The 18,561-nt window shown below is 55.0% G+C and carries 20 protein-coding genes; 5 read left to right on the top strand and 15 right to left on the bottom strand.

Translation table 11 applies throughout. The annotated features are described in order from the left end of the window. Nucleotides 1–128: 128 nt before the first annotated feature. Entirely contained in the window at nt 129–1,874 is a 1,746-nt protein-coding gene (gene dnaG, locus IB222_RS03170; protein WP_126317393.1) for a DNA primase, read from the bottom strand. Nucleotides 1,875–2,111: 237 nt separating this feature from the next. Next, complete coding sequence (gene rpsU, locus IB222_RS03175; protein ID WP_001144069.1) at nt 2,112–2,327, bottom strand: 30S ribosomal protein S21; 216 nt, start codon at nt 2,325–2,327, stop codon at nt 2,112–2,114. Nucleotides 2,328–2,563: 236 nt separating this feature from the next. On the opposite strand from rpsU, the gene tsaD reads away from it, so the two are divergent. Then, nucleotides 2,564–3,577 carry a tRNA (adenosine(37)-N6)-threonylcarbamoyltransferase complex transferase subunit TsaD gene (tsaD, locus tag IB222_RS03180; protein WP_126317394.1) on the top strand — a complete coding sequence of 338 codons (1,014 nt, stop codon included), beginning with the start codon at nt 2,564–2,566 and terminating at the stop codon, nt 3,575–3,577. Between the two features lie 87 nt (nt 3,578–3,664). Here tsaD and ureG read toward each other — a convergent pair whose 3' ends face one another. The 10 genes from ureG to ttdA form a co-directional block, all read right to left on the bottom strand. Beyond that, nucleotides 3,665–4,282 carry an urease accessory protein UreG gene (gene ureG, locus IB222_RS03185; protein WP_003828463.1) on the bottom strand — a complete coding sequence of 206 codons (618 nt, stop codon included), beginning with the start codon at nt 4,280–4,282 and terminating at the stop codon, nt 3,665–3,667. Between the two features lie 9 nt (nt 4,283–4,291). Further along, complete coding sequence (locus tag IB222_RS03190; protein WP_149384530.1) at nt 4,292–4,963, bottom strand: urease accessory protein UreF; 672 nt, start codon at nt 4,961–4,963, stop codon at nt 4,292–4,294. Beyond that, nucleotides 4,963–5,421, bottom strand: a complete 459-nt coding sequence (gene ureE, locus IB222_RS03195) for an urease accessory protein UreE (protein WP_149384531.1) — start codon at nt 5,419–5,421, stop codon at nt 4,963–4,965. The genes IB222_RS03190 and ureE overlap by 1 nt, the downstream gene beginning before the upstream one ends. Nucleotides 5,422–5,430: 9 nt before the next feature. Then, nucleotides 5,431–7,134: an urease subunit alpha gene (gene ureC / locus IB222_RS03200; RefSeq protein WP_148361461.1), complete on the bottom strand. Its 1,704-nt coding sequence runs from the start codon at nt 7,132–7,134 to the stop codon at nt 5,431–5,433. Further along, nucleotides 7,127–7,447: an urease subunit beta gene (locus IB222_RS03205; RefSeq protein ID WP_003828455.1), complete on the bottom strand. Its 321-nt coding sequence runs from the start codon at nt 7,445–7,447 to the stop codon at nt 7,127–7,129. Before IB222_RS03205 ends, ureC begins: the two co-directional genes overlap by 8 nt. A gap of 9 nt (nt 7,448–7,456) precedes the next feature. Next, nucleotides 7,457–7,759, bottom strand: coding sequence for an urease subunit gamma (locus tag IB222_RS03210; protein ID WP_003024678.1), 303 nt, complete (start codon nt 7,757–7,759; stop codon nt 7,457–7,459). Nucleotides 7,760–7,769: 10 nt separating this feature from the next. Continuing rightward, complete coding sequence (locus IB222_RS03215; protein ID WP_223145829.1) at nt 7,770–8,594, bottom strand: urease accessory protein UreD; 825 nt, start codon at nt 8,592–8,594, stop codon at nt 7,770–7,772. A gap of 123 nt (nt 8,595–8,717) precedes the next feature. After that, nucleotides 8,718–10,181 (bottom strand): anion permease, encoded by a 1,464-nt coding sequence (locus IB222_RS03220; protein WP_149384533.1) that lies wholly within the window; start codon nt 10,179–10,181, stop codon nt 8,718–8,720. 48 nt (nt 10,182–10,229) lie between these two features. After that, nucleotides 10,230–10,835, bottom strand: coding sequence for a L(+)-tartrate dehydratase subunit beta (ttdB, locus tag IB222_RS03225; RefSeq protein WP_003828447.1), 606 nt, complete (start codon nt 10,833–10,835; stop codon nt 10,230–10,232). Then, nucleotides 10,832–11,740, bottom strand: a complete 909-nt coding sequence (ttdA, locus tag IB222_RS03230) for a L(+)-tartrate dehydratase subunit alpha (RefSeq protein WP_003828445.1) — start codon at nt 11,738–11,740, stop codon at nt 10,832–10,834. Before ttdA ends, ttdB begins: the two co-directional genes overlap by 4 nt. Before the next feature lie 213 nt (nt 11,741–11,953). Here ttdA and IB222_RS03235 point away from each other — a divergent pair, with 213 nt between their 5' ends. After that, nucleotides 11,954–12,895, top strand: a complete 942-nt coding sequence (locus IB222_RS03235; protein WP_063941836.1) for a LysR family transcriptional regulator — start codon at nt 11,954–11,956, stop codon at nt 12,893–12,895. A 31-nt stretch (nt 12,896–12,926) separates the two neighbouring features. Here the strand turns inward: IB222_RS03235 and plsY are convergent, their stop codons facing one another. Then, the gene (plsY, locus tag IB222_RS03240) at nt 12,927–13,544 is read right to left on the bottom strand and encodes a glycerol-3-phosphate 1-O-acyltransferase PlsY (RefSeq protein ID WP_003828443.1); all 618 of its coding nucleotides are present in this window, start codon (nt 13,542–13,544) and stop codon (nt 12,927–12,929) included. A gap of 106 nt (nt 13,545–13,650) precedes the next feature. Here plsY and folB point away from each other — a divergent pair, with 106 nt between their 5' ends. Then, on the top strand, nt 13,651–14,019 hold the full coding sequence (gene folB, locus IB222_RS03245; protein WP_003828442.1) for a bifunctional dihydroneopterin aldolase/7,8-dihydroneopterin epimerase: 369 nt from the start codon (nt 13,651–13,653) through the stop codon (nt 14,017–14,019). Between the two features lie 86 nt (nt 14,020–14,105). Beyond that, nucleotides 14,106–14,924 (top strand): undecaprenyl-diphosphate phosphatase, encoded by an 819-nt coding sequence (gene bacA, locus IB222_RS03250; protein ID WP_003828439.1) that lies wholly within the window; start codon nt 14,106–14,108, stop codon nt 14,922–14,924. A 109-nt stretch (nt 14,925–15,033) separates the two neighbouring features. Here the strand turns inward: bacA and IB222_RS03255 are convergent, their stop codons facing one another. Continuing rightward, nucleotides 15,034–16,269 (bottom strand): multifunctional CCA addition/repair protein, encoded by a 1,236-nt coding sequence (locus IB222_RS03255; protein ID WP_126317403.1) that lies wholly within the window; start codon nt 16,267–16,269, stop codon nt 15,034–15,036. Nucleotides 16,270–16,331: 62 nt separating this feature from the next. Next, nucleotides 16,332–16,952: a TIGR04211 family SH3 domain-containing protein gene (locus IB222_RS03260; protein WP_003828434.1), complete on the bottom strand. Its 621-nt coding sequence runs from the start codon at nt 16,950–16,952 to the stop codon at nt 16,332–16,334. A 241-nt stretch (nt 16,953–17,193) separates the two neighbouring features. Here IB222_RS03260 and IB222_RS03265 point away from each other — a divergent pair, with 241 nt between their 5' ends. Further along, the gene (locus IB222_RS03265) at nt 17,194–18,495 is read left to right on the top strand and encodes an inorganic triphosphatase (protein ID WP_149384534.1); all 1,302 of its coding nucleotides are present in this window, start codon (nt 17,194–17,196) and stop codon (nt 18,493–18,495) included. The last annotated feature ends 66 nt before the right edge of the window (nt 18,496–18,561 follow it).

Consider the following 18,561-nt stretch of genomic DNA (forward strand, 5'->3'; position numbering starts at 1 on the left):
AAGCAGCGTTCAAATCCGCTCCCGGCGGATTTGTCATCCTGGTCATGTACTTATGTACACTCCCAGGCGTTCGTTCACTTGCTGCCTTGATACAACGCGAATGATTTTGTCTTTGTTTTGTCTTTCTCTTATTTCTTGGCCAGTTCCTGGTTCAGTGTCCAGAGTTCCCGGCGTTCTTCGCTGCTTAAACCGTGTGTGCGCTCACGAGCTATCAACTCTTCCTGGCGCAGTTCAAGCATCGAATCAAACATATGGTTGAGTGAGTCGGTGAAGGTTTTTTCCGCGATATCTTTATCTGCTATATCGTCCCACATCGACAGTTTTTCAAGGGTCGCAGCATCATTTGTGCCACGGTAGTGTTCTAAAAGTTGCCCGGTGGTCAGACCTGGCTGAGCCAGACAAGTGTTGACCAGTTCTCTGAATAAGCCAAGTCCAGGCAGCTTATTACTATCCAGTGCGCCTAACGGTGGAACCAGCGGGGCGAGGCCCGGGTTCTGTACCAGCAACCCTATAAGTATACGCATGGTCGTACGTTTTAGCTGTGGAACAGGGCGGGAAGCTCCATTTTCTGCCAGTTTAGGCATTAAACGTTCAAGCTGGCTGTCATCCAGAATGCCGAGCTTGTTCCCCAACTCCTGTCGCAGGTAAATGCGCAACGTTTCGCCTGGTACCTGAGTAATCAACGGTAATGCCAGCGTACTGAGCTGTGCGCGTCCGTCCGGGGTACTCAAATCAACCTGCGGCAGCAGGCTGTTAAATAAAAACGCGGAGAGCGGCAGCGCCTGCTCCATCCGGGCTTCAAAGGCCTCTTTCCCTTCTTTACGCACCAGCGTATCGGGGTCTTCGCCGTCAGGTAAAAACATAAAGCGTAGCTGGCGTCCGTCTGTCATATAGGGCAGTGCGGTTTCCAGCGCGCGCCATGCTGCGTCACGTCCGGCACGGTCGCCGTCGTAACAGCAAATTACGTTGTTCGTCGCGCGGAACAACAGTTGGATGTGATCGGCGGTAGTTGACGTCCCAAGGGATGCCACGGCGTAGTTAATGCCGTATTGCGCCAGCGCCACCACATCCATATAGCCTTCTACCACTAACAGGCGCTGTGGATCGGCGTTATCCTGCTGGGCTTCATAAAGGCCATACAGCTGGCGACCTTTATGGAAAATATCGGTTTCCGGGGAGTTCAGATATTTCGGCAGGGCATCGCCCAGCACGCGTCCACCAAAACCAATGACCCGACCACGTTTGTCGCGGATGGGGAACATCACCCGTTCGCGGAAGCGATCGTAACTGCGTCCCTGATCGTTGGTGACCAACATCCCCGCATCGACCAGCGATTTGCGATTCTCAGCATTGCCGCCAAACCGTTTCAGGACGTTGTCCCAGCCGGGGGGCGCAAAACCAATAGCAAAACGGGTGATAACGTCGCTACTTAATCCTCGCTTTTCCAGGTACTGGCGCGCAGGGGTAGCGGCGGGCTGCATCAAAGACTGTTGATAAAAAGTGTTCAGGCCGTCCATCAATTGATAAAGACTTTGCCGTTGATGGCGCTCTATCTGACTGGGGCCATTGCCTGCTTCATAGGGCACTTCAAGGTTGTGCATTGCGGCCAGTTCTTCGACGGTTTCCACAAACTCGAGCTTGTCGTAGTTCATCAGAAAGTCGACGGCGTTGCCATGCGCGCCACACCCAAAGCAGTGATAAAACTGTTTTTCACCGTTTACGGTGAAAGAGGGGGTTTTTTCGTTATGGAACGGACAGCACGCGTGATAATTTTTGCCCTGCTTTTTCAGCTTTACCCGCGCGTCGATGAGATCGACGATGTCGGTTCTTGCCAGCAGGTCATTGATAAAAACGCGAGGAATTCGTCCAGCCATAAGCCCCTGTTTTTTGATGACTCATATACACAAAATCATTCAGGATGCATCAAGGCGGCAAGGAAGCGAATCCTCAGGAGCGTACAGCAGTACGTGACTGGGGTGAGCGACTGCAGCCAACACTGAGGCAGCTTGAATGATGACGTGTATAAACGAAAATAAGCCGCGCATTCCTTCCGGAAGCACGGCCTTACAACTACAACTCAGTCTGAATTGAGAGCTTTGGCTCTCAATGGATTAGTACAGACGAGTACGGCGTGCGTTTTCGCGAGCCAGTTTCTTCGCGTGACGTTTCACAGCAGAAGCTTTAGCGCGCTTACGTTCGGTAGTCGGTTTTTCATAGAACTCACGACGACGAACTTCCGCCAGAACACCTGCTTTTTCGCATGAACGCTTGAAGCGACGCAGTGCTACGTCGAACGGCTCGTTTTCACGTACTTTAATTACCGGCATGTAACTCTCACCTTTAATAAATTCGGTTTGCCGCTGGCATCAACGCCAGCTTATTTCAAAATGGTGCGGAATTTTACTGCAATTGCTGCTGCTTTGTAAAGCACCGACGCGATTTTGAAAGGGACTTTTATAAGGACAAGGAGTATACACGAGCGAAACTCCTGGGGCGAACAAAGTTTTACATCAACCCGCATTGGTCCTACACTGCGCGGTAATAAAGCGAGGTAAAACAAGTCATGCGTGTACTGGGTATTGAAACATCCTGCGATGAAACCGGCATCGCCATTTACGACGATGAAAAAGGTCTTTTAGCCAACCAATTGTATAGTCAGGTGAAATTACATGCTGACTACGGCGGCGTAGTGCCAGAACTGGCCTCGCGCGATCACGTACGTAAAACCGTACCGTTGATCCAGGCCGCGCTGAAAGAAGCGGGACTGACGGCAAAAGAGATCGATGCGGTGGCGTATACCGCAGGTCCTGGTCTGGTTGGTGCGCTGCTGGTTGGCGCTACCGTAGGACGTTCGCTGGCGTTCGCCTGGGGCGTACCGGCAATTCCTGTGCACCACATGGAAGGGCATCTGCTGGCGCCAATGCTGGAAGATAATCCCCCTGCGTTCCCGTTCGTCGCGCTGCTGGTTTCCGGCGGTCACACTCAGTTGATCAGCGTCACCGGTATCGGTCAGTATGAATTGCTGGGCGAATCGATTGATGATGCTGCCGGTGAAGCGTTTGACAAAACCGCCAAGCTGCTGGGGCTGGATTATCCTGGCGGCCCAATGTTGTCAAAGCTGGCATCACAAGGTGTTGAAAAACGCTTTGTCTTCCCGCGTCCGATGACTGACCGTCCGGGGCTGGACTTCAGCTTCTCTGGCCTGAAAACCTTTGCCGCGAATACCATTCGTAATAACAAAAATGACGATCAGACCCGCGCTGATATCGCCCGTGCGTTTGAAGACGCGGTAGTTGATACGCTGATGATCAAGTGCAAACGCGCGCTGGATCAAACCGGTTTTAAACGTCTGGTGATGGCGGGGGGCGTGAGTGCGAACCGTACGCTGCGCGCAAAACTGGCCGAGATGATGCAAAAACGTCGTGGCGAAGTGTTTTACGCGCGTCCGGAATTTTGTACCGATAACGGGGCGATGATCGCCTACGCGGGCATGGTGCGCTTTAAAGCGGGTGCAACGGCGGATCTTGGCGTGACCGTGCGTCCACGCTGGCCGCTGGCGGAATTACCGGCAGCATAAGTTTTTTTGCCCGGTGGCGCTGCGTTTACCGGGCTTACAAAACCGTAGGCCGGGTCAGGCGAATCCGCCGCCCGGCGATAGCTCTCACTACATCCGCAACATTCCTTTCTCTTCCAGAAACGCGATAATTTTTTCCAGGCCTTCTCCAGATTTTAAATTACTAAACGTCCATGGACGCTCGCCGCGCATGCGCAAGGTATCGCGCTCCATCACCTCCAGCGATGCGCCGACGTAAGGGGCCAGATCGGTTTTATTGATCACCAGAAAATCGGATTTGGTGATCCCCGGACCACCTTTACGCGGGATCTTCTCGCCTTCAGCAACATCGATCACATAGATCGTCAGATCCGCGAGTTCCGGGCTGAAGGTGGCGCTCAGGTTATCGCCGCCGCTTTCCACAAAAATCAGATCCAGATTACCGAATTTCTCGCTCAGCGCTTCTACGGCGGCCAGATTCATCGACGCATCTTCGCGGATGGCGGTATGCGGGCAGCCACCGGTTTCCACGCCGACGATCCTCTCTGGCTCCAGCGCGCCCGCCTCGGTGAGAATGCGCTGATCTTCTTTGGTGTAGATATCGTTGGTCACCACCGCCAATTGATAGCTGCTGCGCATGGCTTTGCATAGCGCTTCCAGCAGCGCCGTTTTGCCCGAGCCAACCGGGCCGCCAACGCCCACGCGCAGGGGATGCTTGTAGTTACTCATTTTTTCTCCTCAGGAGCGGAATAATCGGGAATATTGGGTTTCATGCCGGGCAGACGCGATAGCGGCCAACGGCGTTGCGGAGCCGAGGCTGGTGTCAGGACACGTCAGCGCCTGTGCCAAACCCTGCGCATAGCGATCGCAGAGCGCAATAATCAAACGCTGGGCCGCCTGTTGTCCAAAAGGAACCAGCTTGACGCCAGCCATGACAGCGCTCTCAATCCAGCTGTAGCCGAGGCTTAATGCCAGCTCCGTCAGCGGAATTTTCCAGCGTACGCCCAGCCAGGCCATGCCGCAGAGTTGGCTGTCGACAAAGAGGGTGCGCCATTCTCGCGAGCAATCCGACTCCCAGTCGGTGACCAGCCGCGTAAACGCTGCACCCCGACTGCGTTCTTCATCCCGCAGTTCGCGGGTTTCGCGACAGGCCAGCAGGTAAGCGCTCCAGCGGCGTGCTGCGTCGAGATCGTCCAGCTCGCAGGCGCGATACAGTCTCGCCAGCAGCGGTAGGTCAACGGTAAAAAAGTTTTGCTCCATCTGCTGGATTTGCCAGGCAGAGAAGTCAGCGACGCTTTTCACCCAGCCGATTTCCACCGCCCACTCCAGACCCTGGGACCAGGTAAACGACCCCACCGGGAGCGCGCTGCTGGCGAGCTGCATCAGACGTAGCTGTTGGCTGTTATGCATCAGTGCGCATGGCCGTGGTGATGCCCGTGTGATTCACTGGCATAAGCGCCTGCTTCAGGTTCAAACGGCAACTGGGCGAAGGTCACCTCAAGGTTGAACTGGCGCAGCATGTCGTCCAGCACATGATCGTGGTGGTAACGCAGTTCGTCCGGCAGGATTTGCAGCGGAACGTGGCGATTGCCGAGGTGATAACAGGCTTTGGCGAGCAGGAAAGGATCAGCGCAGCGCACCACGGAAACCGACTCCGGTGCGGCGATCACTTCGATCACTTCGCTGCCATCTTCGGTACTTAGCAGATCGCCACCGCGCAGCAGCAAACCACGCGGTAGCATTAGCCCGGCTTCGCGACCGTCGTTCAGTGCTACCCTGGCGCGACTTTTTACCCGGGAATCAATGGGCAGCGTGACGCTTGCAGTAACGTGGTGAGAGTGGTCAAGGCGTTGGGTCAGATAGATCATCGTCACTCCTCAAAACAGGAAATAGCGTTGCGCCATCGGCAAAACATCTGCCGGTTCGCTGGTGATAAGTTCGCCATCAATACGCACCTCGTAAGTCTGAGCATCGACGGTGATATTGGGTTGCAGGCCGTTGTGGATCATGTCGACCTTTTTCACCGTCCGACAGCCTTTGACGACGGCGATAGCGCTTTGCAGATTGAGCTGCTGCGGGATGTTTTGCGCGTCAGCGGCCTGCGAAATAAAGGTCAGCCGGGTGTGGTGCCGTGCCGCGCCAAGCGCGCCGAACATCATGCGATAATGCACCGGCTGCGGGGTGGGGATCGAGGCGTTGATATCGCCCATTGGCGCGCAGGCAATCATCCCGCCCTTGACGATCGTCGCCGGTTTTACGCCAAAAAAGGCGGGCGACCACAGCACCAGATCGGCCAGTTTGCCAGGCTCAACGGAGCCGACTTCATGGGCGATACCGTGGGTTAATGCCGGGTTGATGGTGTATTTGGCGACGTAGCGTTTAACGCGCAGGTTGTCGTTGTCACCGGTTTCTTCTGCCAACGGGCCACGCTGAACCCTCATGCGGTGCGCCACCTGCCAGGTACGCAGGATCACTTCGCCCACTCGCCCCATCGCCTGTGAATCGGACGAGGTCAGGGAAAACGCGCCAATGTCATGCAGCACATCTTCGGCAGCGATTGTTTCCCGGCGAATACGGGATTCGGCAAAGGCCACGTCTTCGGCGATATCCGGATCGAGGTGGTGGCAAACCATCAGCATGTCGAGATGCTCGTCGATAGTGTTGACGGTATAGGGCAGCGTCGGATTCGTGGAGGAGGGCAGAATATTCGGATGCGCGCAGGCGGTGATGATATCCGGCGCATGGCCGCCGCCCGCGCCTTCGGTGTGAAAGGTATGAATGGTGCGATCGCCAATCGCCGCCAGCGTATCTTCAACGAAACCGGACTCATTGAGCGTATCGCTGTGCAACGCGACCTGGATGTCCATCTCGTCGGCCACGGTCAGCGCGCAGTCGATAGCGGCAGGCGTGGCGCCCCAGTCTTCATGGATTTTCAGGCCAATTGCGCCCGCGCTGATTTGCTCGCGCAGGGCGTCTGGATTTGAGCCATTGCCTTTACCCAGCAAACCAATGTTAACCGGCAACGTGTCTGCCGCCTGCAGCATACGCGCGATGTACCACGGACCCGGCGTACAGGTGGTGGCGTGAGTGCCTGCCGCCGGACCGGTACCGCCGCCGATCATCGTCGTCACGCCAGAAACCAGCGCCTCCTGCGCCTGCTGTGGGCAGATCCAGTGAATATGCGTATCCACGCCGCCCGCGGTGACGATCTTGCCTTCCCCGGCAATGACTTCAGTTCCTACGCCTATCGGGATCGTCACGTTGGGTTGAATATCGGGATTACCTGCTTTGCCGATGGCGAAGATCCTGCCGTTTTTGATGCCGATATCCGCTTTCACGATCCCCCAGTGATCGACGATCAGCGCGTTGGTGATCACCAGATCCACGCATGCATCGGTGCGCATTTGTCCCTGGCCCATGCCGTCGCGGATCACTTTTCCGCCGCCGAATTTGACCTCTTCCCCGTAGGTGGTGAAGTCTTGTTCCACCTCGATCCACAGGTCGGTATCCGCCAGGCGCACTTTATCGCCGGTGGTTGGGCCAAACATGTCGGCGTACGCCTGCCGGGAAATGTCACTCATTATCTGCCTCCAGTGCGCCCATCACTTCGCTGCGAAAACCCACGATCCTTTGTGCACCAGCAACGCGCACCAGTTCGACTTCGCGTTTTTGTCCCGGCTCAAAACGTACTGCCGTGCCCGCAGCAATGTTCAGACGAAAGCCGCGTGCGGCCAGCCTGTCAAAGCGCAGCGCCGGGTTCACTTCGTAAAAGTGATAGTGCGATCCCACCTGTATGGGTCTGTCGCCATGATTTTCCACCACGATCGTGCAGATCTCCCGCCCTTGATTAAGCGCAATATTGCCTTTTGCGATCTGATATTCACCTGGGATCATTGCTGCTCCTTAGACGATCGGGTTGTGGACAGTGACCAGCTTCGATCCGTCCGGAAATGTGGCTTCAACCTGAATATCCGGGATCATCTCCGGTACGCCTTCCATCACCTGATCGCGGCGCAGGACGTGACGCCCGTCTTCCATCAGCGCGGCCACGGTTTGCCCGTCCCGTGCCCCTTCCATGATGAAAGCGCTAATCAGCGCCACCGATTCCGGGTAGTTCAGCTTCAGCCCGCGGGCCAGGCGACGTTCCGCCACCAGCGCGGCGGTAAACAGCAACAGCTTGTCTTTTTCTCTGGGAGTCAGTTCCATTAGGGTTCTCTTAGGTTTGCCAGATTCGCGGGAGTACGGGCGCTTTGTGTGTCAGCAGCGGGCGCAGAAATTGCCAGATGTCGCGCATAACGCGCTGGACAACCAGGTTGTCGTTAGCAAGAAAACGGATTGTCAGCAGCGAATCGTTAAGCGTTGCCCCGGCGTAATCGCCAAGCGCCGTAAGCCGCTCCCGCGTGCCCTCGAGCATGTGCTCGCTGGCCGGATAACACAGTAACGTACCGACCCAGGGATGATGTGCGATCCCATGCAGATCCCCTGCCTGCACCTGCAAACGCTCTATCAGCAGTGGCTGCCCATCTCGCCACACTTCCAGGCGGTTTTGCAGCGTGCCGTAACTGAAAGTCTCTTGCATAACCGGTCGGCCAAGACACAGCAGATCCCAGGCCAGCAGGCGGCTTGCGGATGTCAGATGAAAGACGGTCTGAATAGCGGCGTTGGCGCCGGGAAAGAGGATCGTATCCTGCGGCAGCCACTCCAGCGTCGAGTGGGGGGCGAGGGTAAAATGCTGGCGCAGCAATGCCTGCGGTCCGCGGCTGCGGTAAAACTTACCCGCACCAGGCTGGGTGATTAACGCGTGGCTGTTTTCGTCGAGCGTTACGGCGATATGGAGCTCATCCCCGCCGACGATCCCCGCCGGTGGATGAAGCAAATAGAGATGGCAAACGTCCTCTTCCGGGTAAAACGGGCGCTGAACCGTCAATGGACCATGATGACGCGCCGAGGCGAGCACCGTTTTATGCCCGGTGCAGGTAAAATGCAGATCCAGTTCGGCCTGCCAGCCCCGTGTGAGTGTCTCGTGCGCAACCGTGTCCAGAGCGTTTCCCTTATCAGCATGAGGGTGTTTGCATACAAAAAAGTATGCCTCAGCGCATCGGGAAATCGATCATATGAGAAGCTTATGGATAAAGGGGCGACAATACGTCGCCCCACCAGGGTTTTACAGTAAAACGAGGGGCATCCAGACCAGACCGGTAATCACCAGCAGCACGAGGAAAATCAGGCCAAAAATAGCACCGAGTCGCCAGTAATCCACCGTTGGCAAATAGCCGCTGCCGTAGTAGATAGGGCTAGGGCCGGTGGCGTACGGGGTCAGAATGCTGCCCAGACCAATGGCGGCGCCGACCATCAGGCAGAAGACCGGTAGCGGGATTTCCGGCATCGCCAGCGCGGCGGCAATCATCATCGGCGCGAGGGCGGAGGTATAGGCCGTGGCGCTGGCAAAGAAGTAACGCAACAGATAGAACACTACGATGAGTGCTACCATCACCATCATCGGCGAATAACCGCTCAGCCCGTTTGCCAGCAGCTTACCGAACCAGGTAATAAAACCGGTGTTATTGAGCCCGGTGGCCAGCGTGATCAGTGAGGCCAGCCAGAAAAAGACGTTCCACGCGGCTTTATTGCTGACGATGTCATCCCAGCTAATGATGCGCAATACCAGCATCAACGCTACCACGCTGTATCCGACCATCGCGGCGTCAATATAGTCACCGCCGAAGATCCACAGCACCAGCGCGCCGACCATCAGCACCAGCATCTTTTTCTCGCGAGCGCAGAGCGGTCCCATCGCTTTTAGCTCCGCATCCGCCCAGCGTGGCACCTGATCGCCGGATTTCAGCACCGGTGGATATAACACGTACGCCAGCCACGGCACGATCAGCACCAGTAAAATGCTCAGCGGCAGCATGCCTAAGAACCAGTTCCCCCAGCTCAGCGCGGTGTGGGACGCGCCTTTCATCAGGCCGATCAACAGCAGGTTCGGTGCCATTGCCGTTAAGAAAATAGCGCTGGTAACGCAGTCGGCGACAATCCCCATCCACATGATGTACGAGCCAATGGAGCGTGAACTAGCGCTATTGGGCTGTGAGTTATACAGCGGCGGCAGGTTGCGGATAATCGGGTAGATTATTCCTGCCCCACGGGCGGAGTTGGAAGGCGTGACGGGAGCGAGGATAAGTTCGGAGAACATCACCGCATAGCCGAGAAACAGCGTCCGGTGCCCCATCTTTTTCACCAGCATCAGCGCGATACGCCGACCGAGTCCGGTTTTCTCATAGCCAGTGCCAAACATAAAGGCCGCGAAGATCAGCCAGATGACCGAGTTTGAAAAGCCAGATACCGCCCACGACAGCGATTTGGCGGTAAATTTAAAACCGTCCTGAGCGAGTTGCTCTGGGCTGAACAGCAGCCACGGTGAAAGGACGGCGATGATCGAAATACCAATCATCGCCACCACCGCGCCCGGTACAGGTTCCAGAATAAGTCCGACAATCACACCGGTAAAGACGGCAAAATAGAGCCAGGTGTGGCTCTCAAGACCGGTGGGAACGGGCAGAACAGCAATAATGGCGATGACCACCAGCGGAGCCAGGTATCGCCACCAACCAGCTAAAGGTGCCATTGTTGTATCCCTGCGAAAGGGGAGAGGCGTAGCGCCTCTCCGGGAGGGTTATTTGATGTAGTGCACGTGCTCGCAGATTTCATCGACGATAGGGTCGCGACGTTCAGCGAACAGCTTTTTGTTTTCAGCGATCAGGTTATTGCCGTGGGTATCGATGGAAACGATCAGCGGGCCGAACTCTTTTACCCGACACACCCACAGGGACTCCGGCATGCCGAGTTCCGTCCAGTGCACCTCTTCGATCTCCTCAACCTGGGTTGCCGCCACGACTGCGCAGCCTGCCGGGAAGATGACGTGCAGCGCTTTAAACTGCTTGCAGCCTTCTTCCGTCAGCGGTCCCATGCCGCCCTTGCCGACCACCAGTTTGACGCCAGTCTGTTCGATAAAGTCTTTCTCAAACGCTTCCATACGCATGCTGGTGGTTGGGCCGACGGAAACCATTTCCCATTTTTCACCGTTCTTGCGTACGATCGGGCCCGCGTGGAAAATGGCTTTGCCGTTCAGGTCATAAGGAATCGGGCGCTTCAGTTCGATCAGGCGGCGGTGGCAAACGTCACGGCAGGTCACCAGCGTACCGGTCAGGTAAATGACATCGCCAACGCGAATGTCTGCCAGATCTTCGGCTTTGATCGGGGTTGTGAGGATCTTTTTCATAACGCGCTCCGGGTGTGAGACAGGTTTTCGAAGGAGAGGTCAGCATGAACCAACAGCGTGCCGCGACGGTGGGCCCAGCAGCCGGTAGAGACGGCAACGCCGATAGTCGACGGGTGGCGCGCGGCGGATTCGATATGCACGCCCATCACCGAGCTATTACCGGTCAATCCTTGCGGACCAATGCCCAGACGGTTAAGTCCTTCTTCCAGACGCAGTTCCAGTTCGGCCGCTTTCGGATTCGGATGACGTGAGCCGATAGGGCGCAGCACCGCTTTACGAGAAAGAACGGCGGCGGTTTCTACGGAGGTGGCAATACCTACGCCCACCAGCACTGGCGGACAGGCGTTGACTGCCAGCGTGGAGATATTTTCAAAAACAAATTTCACGACGCCTTCGTATCCCTCAGAAGGCATTAACACTTTTGAGCGTCCCGGCAGCGTACAGCCGCCGCCTGCCATGTAGACTTCGATTTCCGCGTCATCGTTATCAGGGATGATGTCCCAGGTGACCCACGGCACACCGGTACCGGTATTTTTGCCGGTATTCACTTCGTCAAAAATCTCGACCGCGTTATGGCGCAGCGGTGCTTTTACCGTGGCGTCTTCAACGGCCTGCTTCAGGATGCTTTGCAGTTCGCCGAGGAGTGGAAAACGGGAACCGACCTTCACGAAGAACATAATCTCCCCGGTGTCCTGACAGGCAGGGCGGTTCAGGTCGATAGCTTTCTGCATGTTGTCAAACATGGTGTGGTAGATGATTTTACCCATCGGCGAGGTTTCGCCTTCACGCAGCTGTTTTAATTTATCCACGACGTCATCGGGCATGCGGGTAGAAATCATGGCGGTAAAATCAGCGACAATGTTCGTCAGCGTATTTATCGCATTTTGGTTATTTTGATTGCTCATCTTGTTAACTCCAGTTCTTTTATTTATCTGGAAATAAATTCTCCGCCACAAACTACCACTAAAAATGTGGATTAATATTATTTGCCACTGTGAATATCCAATTAACAGTTCGTGAATGATGTCCGGATAAGGCAATAAAAATTGCGCAAAGGCAGGGTTTAAGACGCATGAGAGAATTACACTGCGGTGAACAACATTACGGATAGACCGATCATGCTGAACACGTATCCCCTGGCGAAAGACCTGCAGGTGTTGGTTGAAATTGTGCATAGCGGCAGCTTCAGCGCCGCAGCCGCGACGCTGGGACAAACGCCGGCGTTTGTGACAAAACGCATTCAGATCCTAGAGTCCACGCTGGGGACGACGCTGCTAAGCCGCTCAGCGCGTGGCGTGGCGCTCACGGAGAGTGGTCAACGTTGCTATGAACATGCGCAGGCGATCCTCGCGAGTTATCAGCATCTGGTCGATGACGTCACGCAACTCAAAACGCGCCCGGCAGGGATGATTCGTATTGGCTGTAGTTTTGGCTTTGGGCGCAGTTATATTGCACCGGCAATTACCGAATTGATGCATAGCTACCCTGAATTACAGGTGCATTTTGAGCTTTACGATCGGCAAATTGATTTGGCACAGGATAATATAGATTTGGATATTCGTATTAATGATGAGATTCCGGATTATTATATTGCGCATTTGTTAACGAAAAACAAAAGAATATTGTGTGCGGCCCCACCGTATTTACAAAAATACGGTGAGCCGACGACGTTACAGGAATTAAGTCGTCATGATTGTCTGGTCACTAAAGAACGCGATATGACTCACGGGGTGTGGGAACTGGACAATGGTCAGGAGAAAAAGTCGGTCAAGGTGGCGGGACATCTTTCCTCTAACAGCGGTGAGATTGTGTTGCAGTGGGCGCTACAGGGAAAAGGGATTATGTTGCGTTCCGAATGGGATGTGCAGCCTTTTCTGGCCAGCGGTGAACTGGTGCGTGTGCTGCCGGACTATGCGCAGAGCGCTAATATCTGGGCGGTTTATCAGGAGCCTCTGTATCGCAGCGTGAAGCTGCGCGTGTGCGTGGAATTTCTGGCGATGTGGTGTCAGAACCGATTAGGCAAGCCAGTGGAGGGGTATCACATCCCCCACGCCGGATAAGACGCCGTTGCGTCGCTATCCGACAATAAAATCACTCGGGGTCTCGTTCGCGTTTTTTCTTCAGCTTGGTCCAGATCTTCGGCTCCTGACGACGCCACAGACGCTGAATGTTGTCATGGTGACGAAGCAGAATTAAGCACGACAGCATGGACACCGGAAAAGTGAACTGGGGATTGAACCACCAGACGTAAAAAGGGGCGATCAGCGCGCTGACGATAGCGCCTAACGACGAGTAGCCGCTTAATAAGACGGTCAGCAGCCAGGTCCCGGCCATCACGCCGGTTAAGTCCCAACCAATCGGCGCAATCGCGCCAAAAGCGGTGGCAACGCCTTTCCCACCTTTAAAGCCGAAGAATACCGGCCAAATGTGGCCCAGACAGGCGGCGATTGCGATCAATCCCAGCCAGAAGGGGCTGACGCCTAGCGCATAGGCCCCCCAGACGGGTAACATACCTTTCAGGACGTCGAAAATCAGCACCGCGACGGCGGCTCCCTTGCCACCGATGCGCAGCACGTTTGTCGCGCCCGGATTCCCAGAGCCGCTGTCGCGCGGGTCCGGCAATCCAGCAAGGCGGCATACCAGAATAGCACTGGAAATTGAGCCACAGAGGTACGCGAAGATAATCATTCCAGGCGCGATTGCACTCATAAGCTGTTCCGTTTTGAAAATGTCGTGTAAAACGCTACTTCTGTGGATAATACGCATATTTCGCCGGAAGTGGTATCCGGGTTAGCCAAAAAGCAGGCAGGTCGTGATGGATATTGTATTTATAGAGCAACTTTCTGTAATCACCACTATTGGTGTTTACGATTGGGAACAAACGATCGAACAACAGTTGGTGTTCGATATCGAAATGGCATGGGATAACCGCAAATCGGCTAAAAGCGATGATGTGGCTGATTGCCTGAGCTATGCTGATATTGCTCAAACGGTTGTTAATCATGTGGAAGGTGGGCGCTTTGCGCTGGTAGAACGGGTTGCGGAAGAGGTGGCGGATCTGCTGCTTAGCCGCTTTAATTCTCCCTGGGTACGGATCAAACTCAGTAAACCTGGCGCGGTAGCCCGTGCGGCGAACGTCGGGGTTATCATTGAGCGTGGCAATAATCTGAAAGAAAATAATTAATTTAATAATTTCTAAAACAAACGGGTATAAAAGGGTCCTTTCGTCGGCTCTTTTTTGCCGTGGTTTCTCTATCTAGGGGTTTATTAATGAGTGATATGCACTCGCTGCTGGTAGCGGCAATTTTGGGTGTGGTCGAAGGATTGACGGAATTTTTACCCGTTTCCAGTACCGGCCATATGATTATTGTTGGCCACCTGTTGGGTTTTGAGGGTGACACTGCAAAAACATTCGAAGTGGTTATCCAGTTAGGTTCTATCCTGGCCGTAGTGGTCATGTTCTGGCGACGTCTGTTTGGCCTGATCGGTATTCACTTCGGCAAGGCTCCGCATGAAGGCACTGGCAAAGGTCGACTGACGCTGGGACATATCCTGTTGGGGATGATTCCAGCCGTGGTACTGGGGCTAATCTTCCACGACACTATCAAATCGCTGTTTAACCCGATCAACGTGATGTATGCGCTGGTGGTGGGTGGTGTACTGCTGATTGCCGCAGAATGCCTGAAGCCGAAGGAGCCGCGTGCGCCGGGGCTGGATGATATGACCTATCGCCAGGCGTTTATGATTGGCTGTTTCCAGTGTCTGGCGCTGTGGCCGGGTTTTTCTCGCTCCGGGGCGACGATTTCTGGCGGCATGCTGATGGGCGTGAGTCGTTACGCGGCCTCGGAATTCTCCTTCCTACTGGCTGTGCCGATGATGATGGGCGCGACGGCGCTGGATCTCTACAAGAGCTGGTCTTTCCTCAGCGCATCAGATATCCCGATGTTTGCAGTCGGATTTGTGACGGCGTTTATCGTGGCGCTGGTGGCGATCAAAACCTTCCTGCAACTGATTAAACGCATCTCGTTCATTCCGTTTGCGATTTACCGCTTTATTGTGGCGGCTGCCGTTTACGTCGTGTTCTTCTGATGACTTACCGTGGTGCCGGATGGCGGCGTTCTGCCTTATCCGGCCTACGGGTTATATCCGTGTCGAACCTGTAGGCCGGATAAGCACAGCGCATTCGGCAACGCACTGTCTACGCTTTCGGGCAACGCTGCTCCTTCCAACTGGCTACCGCCGCGATGCGACGCCGGGTCAGTTCTTCACGAATTGCCTGACCTTTGAATCCAGCTTCAACTACGTCTTTCGTTGGCACCGCCTGCGCAACCTGCCAGGCTTCGCGCAACAGTCTGCCTTGCGGATAATCTGCCGCTTCAAAACCGGTTCGCCCACGCACATCAGCCTCGCTGGTGAGGGCGATTTGCTCCACGCGCTGCGGTTTGCGCCAGGCATCTATGGAATCAAACAGCTTAACGATGGTTTTTGGCTGCAGGATCGGGAAGGTATGAATGAGGTCGTGGAACTCGGAAACCAGTTTGGCTAAATCACGGATGTCATTCGGTACGCGCAGGCGCTGGCACAGTTGTTCGACAAGCTTAACACCCGCCGGACCGTGGCCGTGATGGCGCGGCCACAGCGCTTTAGGCGTCAATGCTTTGCCAAGATCGTGGCACAGCGTAGCAAAACGCACGTCGACTTCCGGACTTAACATGGCTGCCATCGACAGCGTCATCAGCGTATGAATACCGGTGTCGATTTCCGGATGCCACTGCGCGGGGGCAGGAACGCCAAACAAAGCATCTACTTCCGGAAACAGGACGCGCAGTGCGTCGCAGTCGCGCAGGACCTGAAAAAATATCTGTGGGTTACGGGTGGTTAATGCGCCTTCGGTTTCTTTCCACACCCGCTCTGGTGTCAGATGCTCCAGTTCACCAGCGATGGTCATGTCACGCATCAGCGTCATGGTTTCTTCAGCGATACGAAAACCGAGGTGCGCATAGCGGGCAGCAAAACGCGCCACGCGCAGCACGCGCAGCGGATCTTCGCTAAAGGCAGATGAAACATGGCGCAGCAGACGGTTTTCCAGATCGTCGCGTCCGTTATACGGGTCGATAATCTCCCCGTTGTCATCGCGGGCCATTGCGTTGATGGTCAGGTCACGACGCTGAAGATCGGCCTCCAGCGTGACATCTGCGGCGGCATAGCAGGTGAATCCGGTGTACCCCGAGCCTGACTTACGTTCGGTACGCGCCAGCGCATACTCTTCGCGGGTTTGCGGATGCAGAAACACGGGAAAATCGCGGCCTACCTGCTGGTAGCCCGCGTCGAGCATTTCTTGCGGCGTGGCGCCAACAACAACCCAATCTTTATCTTTAATCGGTAGCCCTAATAACGCATCCCGAACAGCACCACCGACCAGATAAATCTTCACGCCACTTTCCTTTTGAAAACTATGATCCCTTAATCATATGTCAGTGTGGCGGAGAAGGCGATTCAGTTCATCCAGCGATCTTTGCGTTTACGGCTTGGGATCATGTGTGGCAGAACCAGGCCGAGCAGCAGACCAAGACCCAACACGCCGCCACCGTACATAAACCACTGCATGATGATGGTGCGCTGTTTGTCATCAAGCTGAAGGTTGGCTGCGCTGACCTTCTTTTGCGCCACGATAAGCTCGTTTTTCAGCTTCTGGTTTTCTTGTTTCAGCCCGTCGATCACGCTGTCGCTTTGCGCTACCTTTTGCTGCATATCGGCGGTGCGCTGGTTCCACGTGGTATCGATATTATTGAGCTTATCGGTCAAGGTCTTAACCTGGTTTTCCAGGTCGGGAACGCGGGTACGCAGGCTCGGCGTACTGTTCAGCTCTTTCAGCGGGATCCAGGCGGTACGTCCGGTGCTGTCTTTCACCTGGCCGTAGTTAGTGTTGGCATCAGTCTGTAATAGCGTGACTTCCTCGCCGGCGTTAACCGTACCCACGAGGCGATAATTATCTCCCGGACCGCTGCGGACCCAGGTGTTCAGTTCGTCAGAGACATAGCGCTTTTCTTCGGCATGAGAGACTGCAGTGGCGCTAAGTGCGAGTAAAGTTAATCCAATCAGGCGTAATTTTGGCATCAGGCTGTCGTTATTGTCATAGAAAGTGGAACGATAGTAGTGGCATCAGTGTCTCTACGCAAAGCATTCGACATCAATCGGAATCATCTGTGTCCTTTTTGCCACCACTCGAAACTTTTACGCCCGTCAAATTGCTCGTTGCATGGCAATTTGGCGCAAAATACTATCTACTGACCATAAAGAACGAACTTAGTTCGCAGTCAGTTTTCTCAACTGTGACATAACCCATAAGTACAAGACCATGGCCCAGGAAATCGAATTAAAATTTATCGTCAATAGTGACGCTGTAGATGCGCTACGTGAACGTCTGAATACGCTGGGGGGAGAGCATCATGCGCCCAGTCAGTTGCTGAATATCTACTACGAAACACCGGATGCGTGGTTGCGTGGTCACGATATGGGGCTGCGTATTCGCGGTGAAAATGGTCATTACGAAATGACCATGAAAATTGCCGGACGCGTGACGGGCGGACTGCACCAGCGGCCAGAATATAACGTTGCGCTAAACGCGCCTGAGCTGGACCTCACCTTGTTTCCAACGGAAGTCTGGCCTGATGGCGAGCTGCCTGCTGAACTTGCTTCTCAAGTGCAGCCGTTGTTCAGCACCGATTTTTACCGTGAGAAATGGTTGGTTGATGTTGATGGCAGCCGGATTGAAATGGCCCTCGATCTGGGGGAGGTGAAAGCGGGCGAGTTTGCAGAACCTATCTGTGAGCTTGAACTTGAACTGCTAAGCGGCGATACCCGTGCGGTACTGAAGCTGGCAAACCAGCTGGTTTCGCAAACCGGTTTACGCCAGGGTAGCTTGAGCAAAGCAGCGCGCGGTTATCACCTGGCTCAGGGGAATGCGCCGCGCGAACTCAAACCGACACGCATTTTGAAAGTTCCGGCGAAAGCGAGTATTGAGCAGGGGCTGGAAGCGGCGCTGGAGCTGGCATTATCACAGTGGCAGTACCATGAAGAGCTGTGGGTGCGCGGCGTTAAAGGGGCGAAAGCCGAGGTGCTGGCGGCTATGGGCCTGGTGCGTCACATTCTGATGCTTTTTGGCGGTAATGTGCCGCGAAAAGCGAGCGCTCACTTACGTGATTTTTTGACCCAGTCGGAAGCGATCATTTCGTCGGACGTTTCTGCTATTTCGGCGGTTTACAGCACGCAAACGGCAATGGCCAAGCTGGCGCTGACCGAATGGCTGGTGACCAAAGGATGGCAGCCGTTCCTTGATGCGAAGGCGCAGGGAAAAATTGCCGACTCCTTTAAGCGTTTCTCGGATACCCATCTTTCACGCCATGCCGCTGAGCTGAAGACCGCTTTTGCGCAGCCGCTGGGCGATCAGTACGCCGATCAGCTTCCTCGTTTGACGCGCAACATTGATAGCATGCTGATGCTGGCGGGATACTACGATGAAAATGTCGCATCAGAATGGATCGCCAACTGGCAGGGTTTGCGCCACGCCATTGCGGCCAACCAATATATTGAAATTGAACACTTCCGTAACGAGGCAATTGCACTGGAACCGTTCTGGCTGCACAGCGGAAAACGATAATCAGGGCCGAGGCCGGGATGCCTGATGGCGCTGCGCTTATCAGGCCTACGCGATGTGTGTAACTGT

The sequence above is a fragment of the Citrobacter sp. C13 genome (genome assembly GCF_014596815.2).
GTDB lineage: Bacteria > Pseudomonadota > Gammaproteobacteria > Enterobacterales > Enterobacteriaceae > Citrobacter > Citrobacter portucalensis.